Source organism: Streptomyces sp. NBC_00258, from assembly GCF_036182465.1.
In the GTDB taxonomy this organism is placed as follows: domain Bacteria; phylum Actinomycetota; class Actinomycetes; order Streptomycetales; family Streptomycetaceae; genus Streptomyces.
In genome coordinates, this window is sequence record NZ_CP108081.1 from 12,189,836 (window position 1) to 12,206,721 (window position 16,886).

General features: G+C 66.2%; 19 protein-coding genes and 1 pseudogene. 12 read left to right on the plus strand and 8 right to left on the minus strand.

The window, feature by feature from the left end; translation table 11 throughout:
• Nucleotides 1-10 precede the first annotated feature (10 nt).
• Nucleotides 11-586: a TnsA-like heteromeric transposase endonuclease subunit gene (locus OG718_RS54080; RefSeq protein ID WP_328842651.1), complete on the minus strand. Its 576-nt coding sequence runs from the start codon at nucleotides 584-586 to the stop codon at nucleotides 11-13.
• 471 nt (nucleotides 587-1,057) lie between these two features.
• Here OG718_RS54080 and OG718_RS54085 point away from each other — a divergent pair, with 471 nt between their 5' ends.
• The 9 genes from OG718_RS54085 (at nucleotide 1,058) to OG718_RS54125 (ending at nucleotide 7,933) form a co-directional block, all read left to right on the plus strand.
• Complete coding sequence (locus OG718_RS54085; protein WP_328842650.1) at nucleotides 1,058-1,576, plus strand: hypothetical protein; 519 nt, start codon at nucleotides 1,058-1,060, stop codon at nucleotides 1,574-1,576.
• Between the two features lie 328 nt (nucleotides 1,577-1,904).
• The gene (locus tag OG718_RS54090) at nucleotides 1,905-2,228 is read left to right on the plus strand and encodes a hypothetical protein (RefSeq protein WP_328842649.1); all 324 of its coding nucleotides are present in this window, start codon (nucleotides 1,905-1,907) and stop codon (nucleotides 2,226-2,228) included.
• A gap of 213 nt (nucleotides 2,229-2,441) precedes the next feature.
• Nucleotides 2,442-2,915 (plus strand): hypothetical protein, encoded by a 474-nt coding sequence (locus OG718_RS54095; protein WP_328842648.1) that lies wholly within the window; start codon nucleotides 2,442-2,444, stop codon nucleotides 2,913-2,915.
• A gap of 254 nt (nucleotides 2,916-3,169) precedes the next feature.
• Nucleotides 3,170-3,337 (plus strand): hypothetical protein, encoded by a 168-nt coding sequence (locus tag OG718_RS54100; protein WP_328842647.1) that lies wholly within the window; start codon nucleotides 3,170-3,172, stop codon nucleotides 3,335-3,337.
• The gene (locus OG718_RS54105; RefSeq protein WP_328842646.1) at nucleotides 3,334-4,107 is read left to right on the plus strand and encodes a hypothetical protein; all 774 of its coding nucleotides are present in this window, start codon (nucleotides 3,334-3,336) and stop codon (nucleotides 4,105-4,107) included. Before OG718_RS54100 ends, OG718_RS54105 begins: the two co-directional genes overlap by 4 nt.
• Before the next feature lie 351 nt (nucleotides 4,108-4,458).
• The gene (locus tag OG718_RS54610) at nucleotides 4,459-4,659 is read left to right on the plus strand and encodes a hypothetical protein (RefSeq protein ID WP_443055394.1); all 201 of its coding nucleotides are present in this window, start codon (nucleotides 4,459-4,461) and stop codon (nucleotides 4,657-4,659) included.
• 280 nt (nucleotides 4,660-4,939) lie between these two features.
• On the plus strand, nucleotides 4,940-6,157 hold the full coding sequence (locus OG718_RS54115) for a sensor histidine kinase (protein ID WP_328842645.1): 1,218 nt from the start codon (nucleotides 4,940-4,942) through the stop codon (nucleotides 6,155-6,157).
• A gap of 53 nt (nucleotides 6,158-6,210) precedes the next feature.
• Complete coding sequence (locus tag OG718_RS54120) at nucleotides 6,211-6,882, plus strand: response regulator transcription factor (protein WP_328842644.1); 672 nt, start codon at nucleotides 6,211-6,213, stop codon at nucleotides 6,880-6,882.
• Between the two features lie 544 nt (nucleotides 6,883-7,426).
• Nucleotides 7,427-7,933, plus strand: coding sequence for a hypothetical protein (locus OG718_RS54125; RefSeq protein WP_328842643.1), 507 nt, complete (start codon nucleotides 7,427-7,429; stop codon nucleotides 7,931-7,933).
• Between the two features lie 318 nt (nucleotides 7,934-8,251).
• Here the strand turns inward: OG718_RS54125 and OG718_RS54130 are convergent.
• A pseudogene (locus OG718_RS54130) lies at nucleotides 8,252-8,686 on the minus strand (ATP-binding protein); the annotation flags it as partial.
• An 85-nt stretch (nucleotides 8,687-8,771) separates the two neighbouring features.
• Nucleotides 8,772-9,356, minus strand: a complete 585-nt coding sequence (locus OG718_RS54135; protein ID WP_328842642.1) for an ANTAR domain-containing protein — start codon at nucleotides 9,354-9,356, stop codon at nucleotides 8,772-8,774.
• 596 nt (nucleotides 9,357-9,952) lie between these two features.
• Between OG718_RS54135 and OG718_RS54140 the strand changes: the two genes are divergently transcribed.
• Nucleotides 9,953-10,369: a peptidase inhibitor family I36 protein gene (locus tag OG718_RS54140; RefSeq protein ID WP_328842641.1), complete on the plus strand. Its 417-nt coding sequence runs from the start codon at nucleotides 9,953-9,955 to the stop codon at nucleotides 10,367-10,369.
• 429 nt (nucleotides 10,370-10,798) lie between these two features.
• Here the strand turns inward: OG718_RS54140 and OG718_RS54145 are convergent, their stop codons facing one another.
• The 5 genes from OG718_RS54145 to OG718_RS54165 form a co-directional block, all read right to left on the minus strand.
• Nucleotides 10,799-11,734: a hypothetical protein gene (locus OG718_RS54145; RefSeq protein ID WP_328842640.1), complete on the minus strand. Its 936-nt coding sequence runs from the start codon at nucleotides 11,732-11,734 to the stop codon at nucleotides 10,799-10,801.
• A gap of 5 nt (nucleotides 11,735-11,739) precedes the next feature.
• Nucleotides 11,740-12,072 carry a hypothetical protein gene (locus tag OG718_RS54150; RefSeq protein WP_328842639.1) on the minus strand — a complete coding sequence of 111 codons (333 nt, stop codon included), beginning with the start codon at nucleotides 12,070-12,072 and terminating at the stop codon, nucleotides 11,740-11,742.
• Between the two features lie 298 nt (nucleotides 12,073-12,370).
• Nucleotides 12,371-13,039 carry a hypothetical protein gene (locus OG718_RS54155; RefSeq protein ID WP_328842638.1) on the minus strand — a complete coding sequence of 223 codons (669 nt, stop codon included), beginning with the start codon at nucleotides 13,037-13,039 and terminating at the stop codon, nucleotides 12,371-12,373.
• A 13-nt stretch (nucleotides 13,040-13,052) separates the two neighbouring features.
• Complete coding sequence (locus OG718_RS54160) at nucleotides 13,053-13,853, minus strand: hypothetical protein (protein WP_328842637.1); 801 nt, start codon at nucleotides 13,851-13,853, stop codon at nucleotides 13,053-13,055.
• Nucleotides 13,854-13,877: 24 nt separating this feature from the next.
• Nucleotides 13,878-14,528, minus strand: coding sequence for a hypothetical protein (locus OG718_RS54165; protein WP_328842636.1), 651 nt, complete (start codon nucleotides 14,526-14,528; stop codon nucleotides 13,878-13,880).
• A gap of 871 nt (nucleotides 14,529-15,399) precedes the next feature.
• On the opposite strand from OG718_RS54165, the gene OG718_RS54170 reads away from it, so the two are divergent.
• Nucleotides 15,400-15,870 (plus strand): hypothetical protein, encoded by a 471-nt coding sequence (locus tag OG718_RS54170; protein ID WP_328842635.1) that lies wholly within the window; start codon nucleotides 15,400-15,402, stop codon nucleotides 15,868-15,870.
• The gene (locus tag OG718_RS54175; RefSeq protein ID WP_328842634.1) at nucleotides 15,867-16,886 is read left to right on the plus strand and encodes a hypothetical protein; all 1,020 of its coding nucleotides are present in this window, start codon (nucleotides 15,867-15,869) and stop codon (nucleotides 16,884-16,886) included. The genes OG718_RS54170 and OG718_RS54175 overlap by 4 nt, the downstream gene beginning before the upstream one ends.

Genomic DNA, 16,886 nt, shown 5'->3' on the forward strand with positions numbered 1-16,886 from the left:
ATGTTGCTGGTCAGCCCGACCCTGCAGACCGGCCACCGAGCAGGTCCTTGTCGAAGAGCCAGTCGCGGCGATAGCCCGCGAGGAAGCGCAGGTTCGCCAGTTCAGCTTCGGGCGGCTCGGACCACACCTGGAAATCCCAGCCGCGCGACAGAACGACCTCGCGGGCCCAACCGAGCGCGAAGTTCACCTTCGGGCGGGTGAGCCGGTGCCGCGGTTTGACGTCCACGACCAGCAGAACGTCCTTCTCGCGCATCACCAGGAAGTCAGGTACATGGCGGCGTCGACGGCCGTCGACGGTGGTGGACAGCAAGAACGGCTGGGCAAAGACAGCCGTCACGTCCTGGTCGAAGTCGGCGTCGAGCAATCGTGTCAGCTCAAGCCGGGACTCGTAGACGACGTGGTCGCGCATGGTTGACGACCAATACAGCCCCGAATAGTGCTTCTGGCCCCGTCGCCAGCGGAACGTACGCCAAGGGATCGAGGGCTCGAACACGTCGACGCCCGTCGTCGACCAGACCAGGTCCTCGTCGATCTTCCCGTCCGTACGACGGAGACTCATCGAGACTTCGCCGATCACACGCGACATGCCCCACCCCCGAGCAGCAAGGACGGGGAGCAGAACTCCCGGTCTCGACCAGCTGCGACATCTCCACGATCAAGCGGGAGGGGGGCCGCTGCATAGAACGAGACCGGGAACAGCACTACGACGAGTGAACGATCAGACAGGAGTTCGTCTCATCGCGTTGCCCCTTGGGCCGGACCCTTCCTGGCAGCCTCGGCTGAGGCACCCGGCATCCCGGGCCGCCCCTGATTCCGCAACGCCGATGAGGACGCCGACGACCAGTCCGGCCGCAGCGGCGGCGGCATGTGTGAGCAGGCCCTTCTTCTCAGGTGACCCGCCTCGACTGGGAGTATCTGTGAGGGCCAGGGGCCGCCGTCGCGATAGTCGATAACCCATATTCCCTAGGGGTTGAAGGTATCGAGTCAACCTGCCAGGATGTTCGATAGTCCGCAGGGCAAGGAGCCCTGGGTATCCATCTATTGGGGGGATTGATCCATGATCCACATCACGCTGGGGCGGATGCGCTACGTCAACCCGCAGGAGGACCAGCTGGGGCGCGATCACGTCGGCTGGGACCCGAACATGGACGACGAGGCGCTGTTCCACGCTAATCGGGGTTGTTGGGTTCTGGGTGAGCGGGCCGAGCGGGAGCAGTACGCCCTGCTCTCCGCCGAGGGTGAAGTGCGCATGGCCATCGAGATCGACCGGCTTGTGCCGGTGGCCGGCGGGCGCAAGGCGATCGAGGGCCGGTTCCTCAAGCCGGGCGACGCGGTCTACGACGCCTACGTCGGGGGGAAGCCTCCCGTGGGGTCGGCACGCAATCCGATCACCTACTTCGACTCCCCTCATGGAACGCGTATGTGTCACTGCGGCTGCGGGGAGCCGGTGGCCACCGGCTGGTTCCTGATCGGACACGACCAGAAGGCTCTGCACGCCCGGGTCGCCAAGGTCGGCACTGTGCGCGAGTTCATCGACTGGTTCGACAACACCTACATCGAGCCGACGGCCGAGTAACCGCTCAGCTCACTCGTCGCCGCACCGTGACCGACCGTTGCACCCGGCCACGATGAAGCCCGCCACCCGACGGTGGCGGGCTTCCGGCCACTTTCCTTGCCGGCGTCGTGTTCCTGTCCTTGACTCACGGCGCAAGGAAGCGGTCAGGACTTCCAGATCGGGGTCTTCTCGGTCTGGCGGGGGCACGGCCTGTATGGGCAAGTAAGATGCCGCGACGCCGTGTGGGGACGCGGTGGGGGTAGGGGGATCAAAGGTGCGCTCGGCGTGGGATCGCGTGACAAGGGCCTGCGCCGTGGCCGTGGGTGCATTCCAGTTGTTCTGTGTCGTCATGTTCGTGCCCGTGTTCGTGGGTCTGATGGTCGTGGGACTCCTCTGGGAGGACCCCGACGAGGCGAAACGGCCAGCACCAGCCCCGGCTGCGCCGGAAGAGCCCTCCGTGACGCCGGTCGAGTGGACGTACCAGGGCGCGGTGTGCGCTGACGGCTGGGTGTCCCTGTCGGTTGGGGAGCGGGGCGCATGCAGCCATCACGGGGGAGTCGCCGGAAGCTGGGTAGCGGCAGATGGCACCGAAGCGATCTGTCGGAACTATCCGCCGCGGACTCAGGAGCAGATCAACCGGCTGGTGACGAAGTTCGGCCGAATTGTCTGCTGAGTCGGCACCTTTGCCTGATGCCGACATGCCAAGGACTGGTCATGCCCGGTAGTGACGTTGCCTGTTGAGCTGCTGCGCCTATGGATGAAGCCCCGAGTAGTGGACGAGCGCGACGGGCCATCACGGGATGGTCACCACTCCCGCAGATTGCGGACGCATCATCTCCCCCGCAGTACCGTCGTCCCCCTCCGGAACCGCGCGCAGGGGGACGAGATGACTAACCCGTACATGTGGCCGCCCAGACCGCAGCAGCCGCCGCGCCTGGCCGCGAGATGGGCGCGCAAGAGGTACGTTCTGCCCGCGCTCGGCTTCGCGTTCTTCCTCGGCATCGGCGCCGGAGCCAGCGGCGACGGCGGCACGGCCGACGGCGCGAAACCCTCGGTAGCCAGCCCTGGCCCGACCGTCACTGTGACCGCGACGGCGACGGCGAAGCCCGCGCCCACGGTCACTGCGACGAAGACGGTGAAGGTGACCGTTACTGCACAGGCCGCCGCAGACAGCGGCGACGACTCCGGCGGTAGCGGGACAAGCGGCGGGAGCAGCTCTGGCGGCCGGACGGGTGTCCAGTTCGGATACGCCTGCTCCCCCGTCGGCGCTCTCGGCACCGCTGAAGACGGACGGCCCGTCAAATGCTTCATGGGCAAAGACGGCCGGGCTCGGTGGGGCTATGACTCGAACCGCGGATAGATTCTCGGGAAACCGACGTCATGCCTGATCACACCGCCACCGAGTTCGGGCCGCTGATCGACTATCCGCCGGGCACCTACACCCGCCGGATGTGGCGCCGCTGCCCCGGGACACCAGCCAGGACGCCTCGGGCAGACTCAGTCAGACGGTAGGAAATGGCTTCCGAGCCTCACAGCTCTCACAGGCCGTGCGGAGTCGGTGTCAGTGCCGGGGCCGATGATGGGCGGCATCTGCCCTGCGAACGAGAGGCCCCCGTGAGCGCGACCTACGCCCTGACCGTGATCGAAGAGCACGGTGCCCGCCCGGGCCTGACCCGATTCATCGAGAGCGTGCACTCCATGATCAGCGTGGTCGCCGACGAGCTCGACGTTCCGGAGTCGGAGCTGACGGTGGTGCTCACCGGCGACATCACGGCATCGTGAAGGGCAAGACGATCAGTCTGGCCCGTGACTTCAGCAAGACGGTCATCGTTCTCGACACTGGCGACGCGGCGGCCGAAGAGGAGTTGGAGCAGGCGGAACTTCTTCACCTGGTCGTGCACGAGTACGGACACGCACTCATCGGCCGGCTTCGTGCAGCAGCCGACACCCGGCCGCCCAAGACGACCCGTCCCAAGACGCCGGAGGAGGTGGCGGCGATCTGGGCGTACGAGGCCGCCGACGAGTTCCGGTGCGACCTGTTCTCCAACGCGCTCCTGGGCCAGTGCATCACCGTTACGCCGGGCAGCGGCGGTGAGTCCCGGCGGTTCACCCTTGCCGATCTCCTCGGCGAGGGCTACCGCGACGCCTTCACGGGCCTGCTCGATGACGTGCATCCCGGCTGGGCCGACCTGGTCCACGCCTACCAGACACACCAGGTCGGCCTGGACGAGATGTACGAAGGCTTGCTCCTTGGTACTGGCGCGATGCTCAAGCTCATTGCGCACGCCGCCGCCGTGGAGGAGGCCGGCGGGAACGCGCCGCTGCTCACCGGGTACGCGGACCATCCTGCAGTCCAGCGGCTTCTTGGCCCGGTGTGGGCGCCGATCCGTGAGGTGCTGGATACGACGCCCACCCTGCTGCCGCTGGCCGACTTCGCGGCCGGGGACCGGGCTATCCAGGACTGTGGCCAGCACATTGTGGCCATGTGGGCGTCCTTCGGAGTCACCGGGCGTCTGACGGCGGACGACCAGCTGCACGTCTCGGTCAGCTGACGGCCCGCTCGCGTGACCACAGCCTTACATCCTCCTGGGCGGTCTGCTGACCCTGGGGGATCAGGGTTCGATGAACGGCAGGGCGACGGCGTGCAGTTTGGTCTGGAGGTTGATGTCGCTGGTGGCGACGTACCAGGCGGAGCCGGGGTGCCGGGACTGCAGGAGCAGGGTCGAGGCGATGAACCGGTCGTCCGGGACGCCCAGCTTGAGGGATGCCGAGCGTGATCACCGCCGGCACGCTGTCGTCGAGCAGGTGATCGCCGATGTCAAGAACAGCGGCTTCGCCCACGCGCCGTCCGGTCATTTCCGGCCAATGCCGCGTGGCTCGCCCTGGCGGTCCTGGCACACAGCCTGCCCCGCGCCGCCGGCGCCCTGGCCTCCGCGTTCCATGCCAGGGCGACCACCGCCACCATCCGTGACCGCCTGATCAACGTGCCCGCCCGCCTGGCCCGCTCCGCCCGCCGCCTCACCCTGCACGTGCCCGAACGTTGGCCCTGGAGCGAGGACTTCACCCAGTTGTTCAGCGCGGTGCATGCACCGCCGGCCCTCTGACGTTCCCTGACCGGCCTGCCCGAAAGGGTCCGAGGCCTGTGGACAAAGTGGAAGAGCCGGGCAGACCAGCGGCCACCCCATGCCCGAATTCGCAACTCAGCCCCAACACGGCCTGCACGACCCCGAAACGATCAACCGGGAATCAAGCTGGTGGATCCGGGTTCAGTAATGACAACTACTCCTCCAAGTGACCGGTCGGGGAGGCTGCCGGTGTACAACCAGGGCTGTAGATAGGGTCATGCGACGGGCCAAGCGGTCGTGACTCGCCTAGGCTCGCACGATGGTCGCGCAGCAGACGTGGAGCACGACATTTCGCAAGGCCCTCCCGCAGGTGGCGGATGTTGGCTACGCCGTCGGATCGCTCGGTGTCTCAGCCACCATGCTGCACAACTGGCTCGATCCGCACAGCTACTGGCGGACTCCGGATGCCTGGGCGTACGGCCTGCTCGCCCTGATCTACCTCCCGCTGGCCCTGCGCCGCCGTGCCCCGCTGCCCGTCCTGGGCAGTACGGCGGCATGCGTGCTGTGCTACTTCACCTTGGGCTACTACCACGCGGTTGGGGTGATCGGGCCGGGTCTCGCGTTCTACACAGTCGCAGCGCTGCGCCCGCGCAAGGTCGTGGCGAAGTGCGCAGCCGCGACCCTGCTCGTCCTGCTGTGGGGTACGCGGCTCGCCGAGCCCGGGATCGGGCCGGTGAGCGTGGCCTTTGTAACCATGATGGTCGTCGTCATCTGGGTGACCGGCGACCGGTCACGGAGGCTGGTGGAACGAGGCGAGCGGCTGTCGGCACTGAGTGAGCAACTGGCTCGGCAACAGGAAGAGAAGGCCCAGTTGGCGGTCACCGAGGAGCGTATGAAGATTGCCCGCGAGCTGCACGACGTGGTCGCCCATCATGTGTCCGTCATCTCCGTCCAGGCTGGCCTGGCGGGATACGTCTTCACCACCGATCCCCCGACGGCCCGCAAGGCACTGGACACCATCTCGGGCAGCACCCGCGAGGCCATGGCGGAGATGCGCCGCATGCTGGTCCTCCTGCGGCAAGGCGCTGAACAGTCCCGGCAAGTGCAGAGGGGAGGAGAGCCCAGAGACCTCGACGCCTCCCTCGGGCTGGGACAGCTCGAACCGCTGGTGCAACGGGTGAGGGACGCCGCGGTGCCGGTCGACGTCCGGATCACGGGCACGGCGTACGCACTCCCGCCAGGCGTCGACCTGTGCATCTACCGGGTCGTCCAGGAGGCCCTCACCAACGTCATGAAGCACGCGCCGTCGGCGAACGCAACCGTGCTGGTGCACTATGACGAGGCCGAGATCCACGTGCGTGTGGCCGACGACGGACAGCAGCGTGTTTCCGCGAACGTACCCGTAAAGTCCGCGGCTCATGGTCTGATCGGGATGCATGAGCGAGTCAGTGTCTACGGCGGAACAGTGACGGCCGGACCTGGTCCGGGGGGCGGGTTCGAGGTCAGTCTGACCGTCCCTGTGCCACGCGACAGGTAAGGGTGATGTCCCGGATCCTGTCCAGGCAATCGCGAGGAAGGATGAGATCACTCATGCCCACGGTGCTCGTTGTGGACGATCAACACCTCATCCGCTCGGGACTTGTCGCACTCATGGAGGCGGCGCCGGGAATCGAGGTTGTCGGTTCGGCCCAGAGCGGCGAGGAAGCGATCCCGCTTGCCGCGCAGACCCGGCCCGATGTGATCCTGATGGATATTCGGATGCCTGGCATCGGCGGGATCACCGCCACCGAACGGATTCTGGCCCAGGCCCCGGACCCAGCCCCGAAGATCCTCGTACTGACCACCTTCGACCTCGACGAATACGTGTATGGAGCCCTGCGGGTCGGCGCCTGTGGCTTTCTCCTCAAGGACACCCTGGCCGACCGCCTGCTTGCGGCCATCGACACCGTGCACGCGGGGGAGATGTTGTTCAGCGCTTCAGTGATCAAGGGACTCATCGAGGCGTACACCCCCCGCCACGCCGCACCCGAACCGCACCCCGGGCTGGACATGCTGACCCCCAGAGAGCTGGAGGTCCTCGGCCTGGTCGGGGCGGGCATGTCCAACGCCGACATCGCGCGGCGGCTTGTGCTGAGCATCGGGACGATCAAGACGCACGTTCATCGCTGCATGAGCAAGCTCGCCGTGAACAGCCGGGCCCAGGCGGTCGTCGTCGCCTACGAGACCGGGCTGGCAACGCGGAACCCCGCCACCGGTCTTTGACCGCATCACGAATGCATCGTCAGTCCAACACCGGTCGGGCCCCGGTCAATTACGGGCGGTGATCAGGATTTACGGTCTGACGCTCGGTCATGAGCGGGCCGTGTCCACGTCACTGACGTCAGCTCTGTACGGCGGCCGCATGGGAGGTGGAACCGTTCGCCTTCTCCGTTGCCGGAGCGCCATCGCGGAACGGCGGCTTCTGCCCCACTGGCACCATGACCGCTCTGACCTGCGGCATCGGAGTTGAAAGGCGCCTGCTCCATGCGTGGCCGATGAGGTGAGGGGCGCATGCCGCACCCTGACATCTGTCAGGGACGCGACGTCCCTGGCGCGGTTACAGTTCGAGGCGCTGGCTCGGGGACCTCTTGGCTGCTACGGCGGCTGGAGCAGGAGCGCCGTGAACGCTCCGGTCGGGCAACAGCAGTAGCCGTTGTGACGACATGACGAAGGTCCCGGCAGGCGAGCATTACGGCAACGAGCAATCTGCGGGATCCGTCCGCCCTTGGACCAGGGAGAAGACATGCACAGCATCCGAAGGAGTGTCATGCATCTGCGCATTCGTGCCGCCGCCACGCTTGCCGTGGCCGCCTCGTTCATCGGTCTCGTCGGACTGGCGCCGCCAGTGTCCGCCTCTCAGACCCCGCAGACACCGGAGGGCAAGTACTGCACCATCGTCGTGGAGCCGGTGAAGCCGGGCGAGAAGACCTCCCGGGTGAAGAGCCGGACCTGCACCGACGACCGGGCGACGGCAGCAGCGGCGCGCAACAGCGCCCGGACACCGCTCATGTCCTGGTACGAGCACGCCAACTACGGCGGCGACTCGACCATGGTGTTCGGCGACTACGGCCCCTGTGACCTGTCGGGCTACAAGCTGAACACCGGCCTGTGGAGCAGGTCGATCTCGTCGTTCAGGACGTACAGCAGCTGCAACTTCCAGTCGGCGTACCGCTATGACGGCGATTGCTGCGCAACCTACTGGGGCTATGACACGCCCTACGTGGGCGACTGGGCGAACGACCGCATCGGCTCCTTTCAGATCAACAACATCTAGCCTGCGCTTTTCCCTTGCCACAGTGTCCGGATCTTGAAATTTCCTTCCGAGCTGGGACGATGAGGCTTGTCGCAGCAGGCGTCGTTAGCCTTCATCCGGTCGTCGGCGACGGTCCGCGGTGGAAGGGGGCGGCGTTCTCGGAATGCCAGCGGGCGGACTGTTGAGTGTCGCCTGTGGTCCAGCGGATGGTGGACACCACGTACTCCTCGTGATCGAACGTGCAGGGCACGAAGAGCACTTCGACGAGGAGCAGGCTGAACCCACGCCTGTCCATCGGACAGGAGGAGGCGTTCGGCTACGGCATTTCCGTAACGCCCTGCCGGGATCGTCGGCCAGCACGATCGCGGCCTTGACTCGCTTGCCCACCGGCTCCCGCCGCACCTCGAAACTGCGGCACACCGCCATCGCTATCTCCAGGCCGTGCTGTCCGACCCGTCCCGGATCGGTCGGGCAGGCCGCCGGCAGCGTCGGGTCCGTGTCCCAGATGCTGATCTCCACGGCGCCGTCGACAACCTCCAGGTCCAGCAGGCACGGTCCGGGCGCGTATTTGTAGGCGTTGGTCACCAGCTCGCTGACCACCAGCTCGACAACGCCCATCGCACGCTCTGACACCGGCATCCCGTGAACGGCCTGCACCTCGGTCATGAAACGGCGGGCAGCATGTCGCGCCTCCGCGATCGGCTCGCTGCCCTCGAAGGCCACGGCAGACAGGAGCGGGCGGCGGACCAGCGGCTCATATTCGTCTTCGTACACCACCAAGCCACACCGCCACCTCGTCCTGAGCAACGCGATTAACGACGCGCGCAAGTACCCCCCGAAAAGACGCCGCACACCAGACTCAAAGGCGAAAATCCGCCCCTCCGAAACCAGCACGCAGACGCAGGCAAGCATCGGCCGCCCCGGCCATGCCGGCTGCCGCCTGACCGACATCATTCTCATCGTCCTCATGCCCGTCGGTGGGCAGGGGGCGGCGCGGGACCTCCCCAGGCACTGCGCCGCCCCCTGCCAACCTGGCACGTCTACCCGAGGACCTGCGCCCTACGCGTCTCCGGCTCGGCGCGCGCCATGCCGTCACCGCCGCGGCCAGGTGGTCTTGAAGGTGCGCCGGCATCGGCTTGTGCTGCGTGGTCTCGACGACCGCTTCCGCCACGTCGTGCAGCTTGGTGTTGGAGTGCTGCGACACCCGGACCAGCATCTGCCACGCCTCTTCCTGGGTGCACGACCAGGTCGCCATCAGCACACCGCGGGCCACGTCAATCACCGGCCGCCGCTCCAAGGCGTCCTTGAGCTGTTCTGTCTCCTCATACAGCAGCTCGGCCTGCTCGACGACCGGCAGCCCGGGAAGAGGGCCGCCATGCTCCTGGTCCTGAGCATCAGCAGGTATCTCTCCACGCCGGGGTCCAGGGCCTTGGGGAGGTCGCATAGGGCCCATCCTGCCCGGCATCACCCTGCCCACACGCAACAGCCCCGCGACCGGTGAAGAGCCCGTGAAGAGCCTGGTTGAGCGGCGGGGCGTGGTCAGAGAACTGCCCGCGTGGGCGATTGAGCACGCGGACGCACGACAAGGTGATTCCTGACGCCATTCAGGCCCACCAGTTCAGAAACAGCTACCAAGAGACCTCGCCTCCGCAGCCGCACCACGAAGCGCGTCCCGAAGTCCGGCGCCACCTGACCCCGTACGAATCGACCAGGGAGCGCGGTCCATACCGCGCTCCCTGCCAGGCCCCATGAGCAACAACACCAGAACCGTCGCCCGCTAACGCCACTTCACCGCACTCCGCAACGTGGGTTGGGAAATCCTCCGCCGGACCTGGCCCATCGAATCTTAAGCGGAGGCCGGCAGCACACCGGTACCCCTGAGGTTTACCGCAGAGTTACCCCCCACGGTTGACGCCCGGCTCCCCGGGGCCCTGGCATCGTCAGGCCATCGCTTGACCCAGCACGGCACCGCCGATCGCCCTCAGCCTGAGGGCCGCGGGACAAGCGCAGTTCACTGAGACGCGTGGTCAAGGAGGAGTAATGCACTTCACCCGGAAGATCGTTTCCGTCCTGTCCTTGGGAGCCGCAGTGGTTCTGGCGGCGCCTGTCACCGCAGATGCCGCCAATCCTGCCGCTGCCCGGACACATGCCCAGGCCAACGTCGCGTGCGCGCGGGGCTTCGTGTGCATCTACCCGGACATGGACTTTCGCGGGCAGCCGTACGTCAAGCGGGCCTCGGACGGCAGCGTCAGCCACCTCCCGGACTACATCCGCAGCAACGGCAGTTCCGTCATCAACAACTCCAGCAGGACCGCACGGGTCTATCAGAACGACAACTACGGTGGCCGACGCGTATGTGTGGGGCGTAACGGAGGTTCCATCCAGGACCTGCGCTCCTATCAGCTCAACGACACCACGCACTCCCTGAGGAACAACGACACGGCCTGTGGCGGCTAGAGAACTGCCACGATCCGGCACAGAGCCCGGCCGTAGGACTGGCCCAGGCATCATGACGGACCGCGGGGACGGCAACGCCCCAGGGGTTCGTGCGCAGCCGAAACGGCAGCCTTCCAGCGCCCTTCAGCTCACTCTGGAACAGAGAGGCTGAGCCGGGCAGGGCGATGGGCATGCAACAACGGCCACGGAGCTCCGTCCCCAACACCAGGGGCGGAGCCTGTGGGCGGTGGAATGGAAAGTGAGGGTATCGGGGGCGAGGAGGTCGGTGGTGCCGGCCCGTCTGGGCTGGTGCGAAGAGCACCGGATCAGCTCGTTGCGCTCCTGCGGCCACTCACGTTGTGCGATCGGCGGCTCCCGGAGCATCAAAGGCTCCGAAACTGCCGGCAAGGGCAGCCGGGGAGGGGACTGCTCAACCGGGTGGGCCGGCTGCTATCTCGTGCGCAGGATGCGCCACGCGTCGTTCGCCTGCTGCGTATACGGAACGAAGGAATTCGAACCTGAGTCATCCTCACGGAAGAATGAACCCGGGCTCATGTCGTCCGCAGTTTCCAGGTCTGAGAAATGGAAGATTCCGTCCGCGTAAACGTCCTCGATGAACTTTGCCTGGGCTTCCACACTTCGCAGAGCGAACCAGGAATCTCCGGCGTCCATGCGCGGCCGCCACCTGTACGGATTGTAGCCCGGACTGAAGACGAGACCGTCAAGCTGGTGAAGCGCCGAACTGCCTATGTACCGAAACCCGCCGAACTCGAACTGCCATGTGTGCACGCACTCGTGGACCAACGTCTGCTCGCTGTACGTCGGCAGGTAGATCGTGTAACCCATGGTGAAGGCAGCTTCGCGGAACGCCGTAAGGATGCCTATCCGGCCCACTACCAGTTCGATGGAACCGTAGTTGAGTGACTCCCCGAAGATCGGCCGTAAAATCTCTCGCTCGTCCTCCGTCAGCCGGCGCTTCGCCGGCTGAAGCCGGAGCACCGTCTGCACGAGGTCCACGATCCTGAGGGCGACGAAGATCACCGTTCCGATGGCCGAGTAGAAGCCGTCTTTGGCCAGTGTCCAAAGGTCCTTCAGCGCCTGGAAGAGCATGTCGCTGTTGCCGAAGAGGAGGGCGACCAGGCCAACGACGACGGTGACCACCGTGCACACCGTCCGGTACACCCAGCGCACCACAATGGTGGTGATCCACAGCGACACCTTGACCAGGACGACGACGATCCAGCAGAAGAGCTTGTTGAGACACAGCGTCCACCAGTTGCAGGGCTCGTCCCGGCATCTCTGTTCCTGCCCTTCTACCCACTGGTCGATGGGTTGCAGGACTGTCTCCTCGACACGCTCCGCCTGCTCCTGGCATGACACGGCCATGATGCCTAGCCTTCCTCCCGGGCCTGCAGGGCTTCCTCAAGGTTGCGGACGACCGCATCAAAGCGGCGGTGTGCCCACCCAAGGCCGAGGCACTTGCCGACTGCACCGCCCACAACCCCAGCCGCGATCGTCGGCAGCAGGGCCAGCCCCAGCAGATAGAGACAGCCCGCCAGAGCCGCTCCGACAGCGCCGGCGCCACACCCGCACGCGTTGGCGTACCGCACGAGGTCGCTGTAGAGAGGCGTCGCCTCCTCTCGCGGCAGAACGTCCAGTCCGCTGAATCTCCGGCCGCGCAGCTCGAACGAGTCCGGCACGACAGTGCTCGAAGTGTCCCGCATCAATCACCCGTTCCGAGGAGACCGTCACACTGACCAGCTCCGCACGAAGCGCTCCCTGCACCGCGGGTCTGGCCGTCGAACCGCAGACGGGCAAGAGTTACCGAGCCATCGGCGGCGGTGAAGTCGAAGAGCCACCGGACGCGCTCCGTCGGACTGCCCAGCGCTTGCGAGGCGTGGAAACCGAGCCGGTGCCACGCCGTCGACCGGGAAGGCCGCCCTCGCATCTGAAGTCGCGAACGGCCGTTCACCGCGGAAGGTGCGCACCCGGCTGCGACGGTCGACACATGGCCTCGTCTGTTCAGGCTGGCGGCTGGGACGTTGCCGGGCACTGCGACAGCCTGATGAGCGAGGCGTCCGTAATCGCGAGCCCTTCCGATCCGGCGACCGCGAACAGCACAGTCTGGCCGACCACGACGGACAACTCGGCGGGCTCCACCTTGCCGCCTTCCACCGCGACGATGGAGCCCTCTTTGAGCTCCTCGCGCCACCTCTCGCAGGCCTTGCGGTCCCGGCTGTCGACATCACGCACACGGACCACGCCGCAGGCCGTGCCCCCGTTGGCGTCCTGCCACGCGTACTCGCCGGCAGCGCCGAACACATGACCGTAGAAGGCCGCGTCGCGCAGCGCGGCACTGGAGAAGGTGCCGTCGGACTCGTCCAGGCCCCACACCCCGTACGGCGGGGTGCCGGCCGCCGCAGCATGCCAGATCACCACATCGCCAGCAGCGATCTCCAACTGCGGGGTGGCGACGGTGAACCCGCCCCGCGCATGCCGCACCTCGACATCGTGCTGGCGCTGGGCGGAATTGTCGTCCGGCCGCCGCACGGTGATGGAGAAGGGCAGTTCATCCGTTTCCACGCAGGCGGCCAGCGGGCCGCCCACGGTGTAGCGAGTCCGTCCCGGCGCGGAGAAACGCTGTCCGAAGCAGTCCAGACTGGTGAGGGCGCGGCTGTCCAACGCAGACATGGCGGTTCCTTCCTCACGAAGAGATATCGATGGCGAGGACGAGTTCGTCCTCACCGCCGGAGCCGTCGAGTGTGGCGACCATCGAGTCGAGACGCACGAACACCGCCGAGTCCTGGCCGGAAGCCGGCAGGATCTCGAACAGCCGCGGCGCCCTGTGCAGCGGAATGCGGAGCCCCGCCACCAGCGGATTGAGCAACGCCCCCAGCACACCGAGCAGATTGGCCACGGTGAGAGAAGCGAAGATCACGGCGCTGGCGAGGGCGAGCAATGGTCCGATGGCGGGGACCAGGAGCAGCGCGGCGGTCACGGCCCCTCCGATCACACCGAGCAGGGCCGTGGCCGCAGGGCCGAGGACCAGTTGGGGCACGCCCACGATGACGGCCTCCACCTTCCATTCGTCCCCGGCGAGCGTGACCGAAGGCCGTACGTCCGCGGTGAAGTCGACGGTGCTGGAATGCGACACCGGCACCTCGATGGTGGGGAAGCTCAGACAGACGCGAGGGGTGCAGACACGGCCGATGAACGGCAGCGTCACGCACACCTGGGGCAGACAGAAGTCGAGGAAGCCGAGGTCGAGGGTGAGTTTCAGCTCGGTGCGATAGCTGAGCCGCACTCCGGCGATCCGGATCACATCGGCTGGCGGCGGAATGATGTCGATGGTGCCTTGTGAGAAGGACGCACTCAGCGCCCATTCGATGGAGAACGGCCCGAACGTGCTGTTCCGCGAGGCGGTCAGCGGCGCGAGCGACGAAATCTCCTTGGACATGATGACGTTGGCCGCGGTCTCGTCGACAGCGGTGAGAATGTCGGGCATGCTTCCTCCGAACAAGGCCACCGCCTAGACGGCCGCGCCATACAGCTTGAGTTGGTCGTCCTCGGTTTCTGGTCCACGCAGCAGGTTCAGCGAGAACGCGCCGGCGCGCAGCGATTCGAACGGCAGAGCCACCGAACTGAGGACGGCCCGCAGCAGGGTGAGCACGAGACACTCGACCAATGACTCGAGCGGGTCGGGCGTGATATCCACGATTTCCACGGCCAGCAGGTCGAACGAGACGGTTCCCGTTCCCGGGCCGGTCACCTGAACCACAGGCTGCCCCGTCGCCGCCACGCCGAGCCGCACGCCGACCGGCTTCCCGGACCCTTCCCGGTCCGCGGACCGGGAGCACAACAGGATGAGGTCCACCTCGGTCTGCAGCGAGAACTGCCCGACTGCGAGGTTCAGGGCCGGCGGCAGCGGCTGCGATTGAGGAAAGAGGTCGACCCGCGGAACAGAAAAGCGCACGGCGTAGTCGATCCCGCCCGGTACCCCGGGAAAGGCGATCGTCGGCAGCGCGGTCCAGCTGCTGGCGGAAGCCGGTACGGCGGCGACACTCGGCGAGGTGCGATAGTTCAAAAGCCGCGGCCGGGCTGTGAATACTGCACTCAGAATCGTATTCAAACCCTGCTCGTTCAGTCCCGCGAAAATATTCTCTGATTCGGTCAGGCTCATTTCCACCCCCTGGAACCCGCGGGCCGGAGAAGATTCCGTCGGTGTGCGGGTTCGCTGCCCCGGCAGCATCCTCCCGGGCTGCAGTGAACGCCAGGCGTCCACGCTTATGTTCACAATCGGCAGTGATCCCTCCCAATGGCGTCTCACATGGGTGGGGCTCCAGACACATCAAGAGGGCACAGGGAAAAAATTTCGGGCAGAATACGCGGCCGAATCGCCCTCCCCGGATCCGCGCTGCGGATTCCAGCCTGCGCAACCTCGCGATCAGCGTCCACCGCCAGGACGGACACACCAATATCGCCGCTGCCCTACGCGAAGCCGCCCGCGACTGGAACCGATCTCTGACGGCCCTCGGACTCACCGGATGAACCCGGACAGAGGGCGATCATGCAACGGACCCTGGCGGCAGGGGAAAATCAGGCTGGCCGTGACAGGCGAGGCAGACGCCGTCACGGGTGCGAGACAGGTCGTTCACGGGTCATGTCCTACACGGCACCAATGGTGCGGAATTCCGCATCGTCATTCGATGGCGGTCGGGTCACTGTCGGGAGATCCTTTTATTCGACGGATTCACCGTCGAAGGGCGAAGCCTGAAGGAGAAAAAGATGGAGAATGAAAGCGCGACAGAGAACGAGCCCGTTATCACCACGGAGGAGCCGACGTCCGTGGATCGGCTGACGCGCCGACTGGACCACATGGTCCCGGACTTCTAGTCGTCCCGGATCATCGAATCCGCTGAGGGGTAGGTCCGTCGCTCAGCGAGAGGTGCCCTGATCGGGCACGGCGCTGTCGTTTGGGAAGCCGGATCGGCCACCCATGCGACAGCGCCGCCGCGCCCTCGCGGCACCTTATAAAAAGCCAAGGGAGCACTGTGGCCATTAAGCCCGTGCATATCGATGTAACTTTCACTCCGCTCACTCCGGCCGAAGATGCCAATCGGCGTAAGATCTTCTCCGAAGAGGAATACAGCCCTCAGTTCGGCGACGAATTCGAGGATGTGGCGCAGGAGCTGATCGACCTTTCCGTCCGTTTGCTCCATCTCCTGCCCGACCCTTCGCTGGGGCCGGATGAACGTCTTGAGCGGCTGGCACGCATCGTGCCGGCGTCGCAGATGATTACCGCCCATCGGCGCACAGCCCGGTCGAAGCTCTACCAGCTCCAGCGGCGGCTGGGCGAACTCGTCCCGGACCCGGGACTCGATTCCCGAGCCAGGTTGGACTGGTTGGTCGAGCGGCTGGAGACGCTGGTCCCGGGGGAAGGGCTGCGGCCCATCGAGCGACTGGAGCGCATTGGTGACTTCCGCTCCACGGACGTGGGCATCTCAACGAGGAGGTACCAGTGACCGCCGCGCTGAACGCCATCGAAGCCTCGGCACCGAGCGTCCTGACCCCTGTACAGGTCCTGCCCGCACGCGACGCCGTCGCGATCAGCCTGGGACTTGCCTCTTCACCGGAACCGGCGGACCAGGGGCTGATTCCTCTCCGTCTGCACGAGGCGCTGCGCGGCAAGCCGACCGGTTCGATGGGGGCGGGTGAGATCAGAGTGTTCCGCGCGGGGCAGCGGGAGTTCTGGTGGCTGGGGCCCGCTGCGCGGGAAGGTCTCGACGGAGCCGCGGACCTAGACAGCGCTGTCGACCTGACAGGGCATCACATCGTCTGGCCGACTCATGACCTCGCGCAGGGTGTTTCGGGAGCGCTCGACCTGATAGCGACTCGGCCGTGGGCGATGTCCCTGGTCGCCACCTTCATCACCACCTTTGCTATGGCCACCACGCCGGACGGCGTACGGGGCCGGATCACCTCCTGCTCCCTTCCCGACTTCCCGCTGTGCGTATTCCTGTCCGACCGGGCATTCGTACACATTCCCCCGCTCAGTGTCAGCACGACGGGCTCGATCAGGCTGGTCGCCGAGAACATTTACCACGAGGCCGTACACCAGTCGGTCAATCACCAGTTGCTGACCCGACCGATATTCCTTCCGGGATACAGCTCGGCCACCAGCCCGAAGATCCCGATCTACTGGCGGACGTCCGCAGGGAATGAAACACGCAACCGGGCCTGGGAACTGGACCGTGTGTTGCACGCCGCCGCGGTCTACTGCCACCTGCTGCACTGGCGATATGCGGAATTGGCCGACCCGAAGACCGATCCCGAGCACCGCCGGTTCGTCGCTGAGGCGACGCGTGAATCCCTTGGCGCCCTGGCAATCCTGTGCGAGGCGCTTACCGAGCACATCGGTCACTTCACGGCCGAGGGCGCACTGATGGTCGGTCGACTCGTCGAGGCGAGCCGCCAACGCAGCGCGCTGCTCGACGCGACGCTGGAGCACTCCTCCGGATCCGCCGGGTTGAAGGCGTGA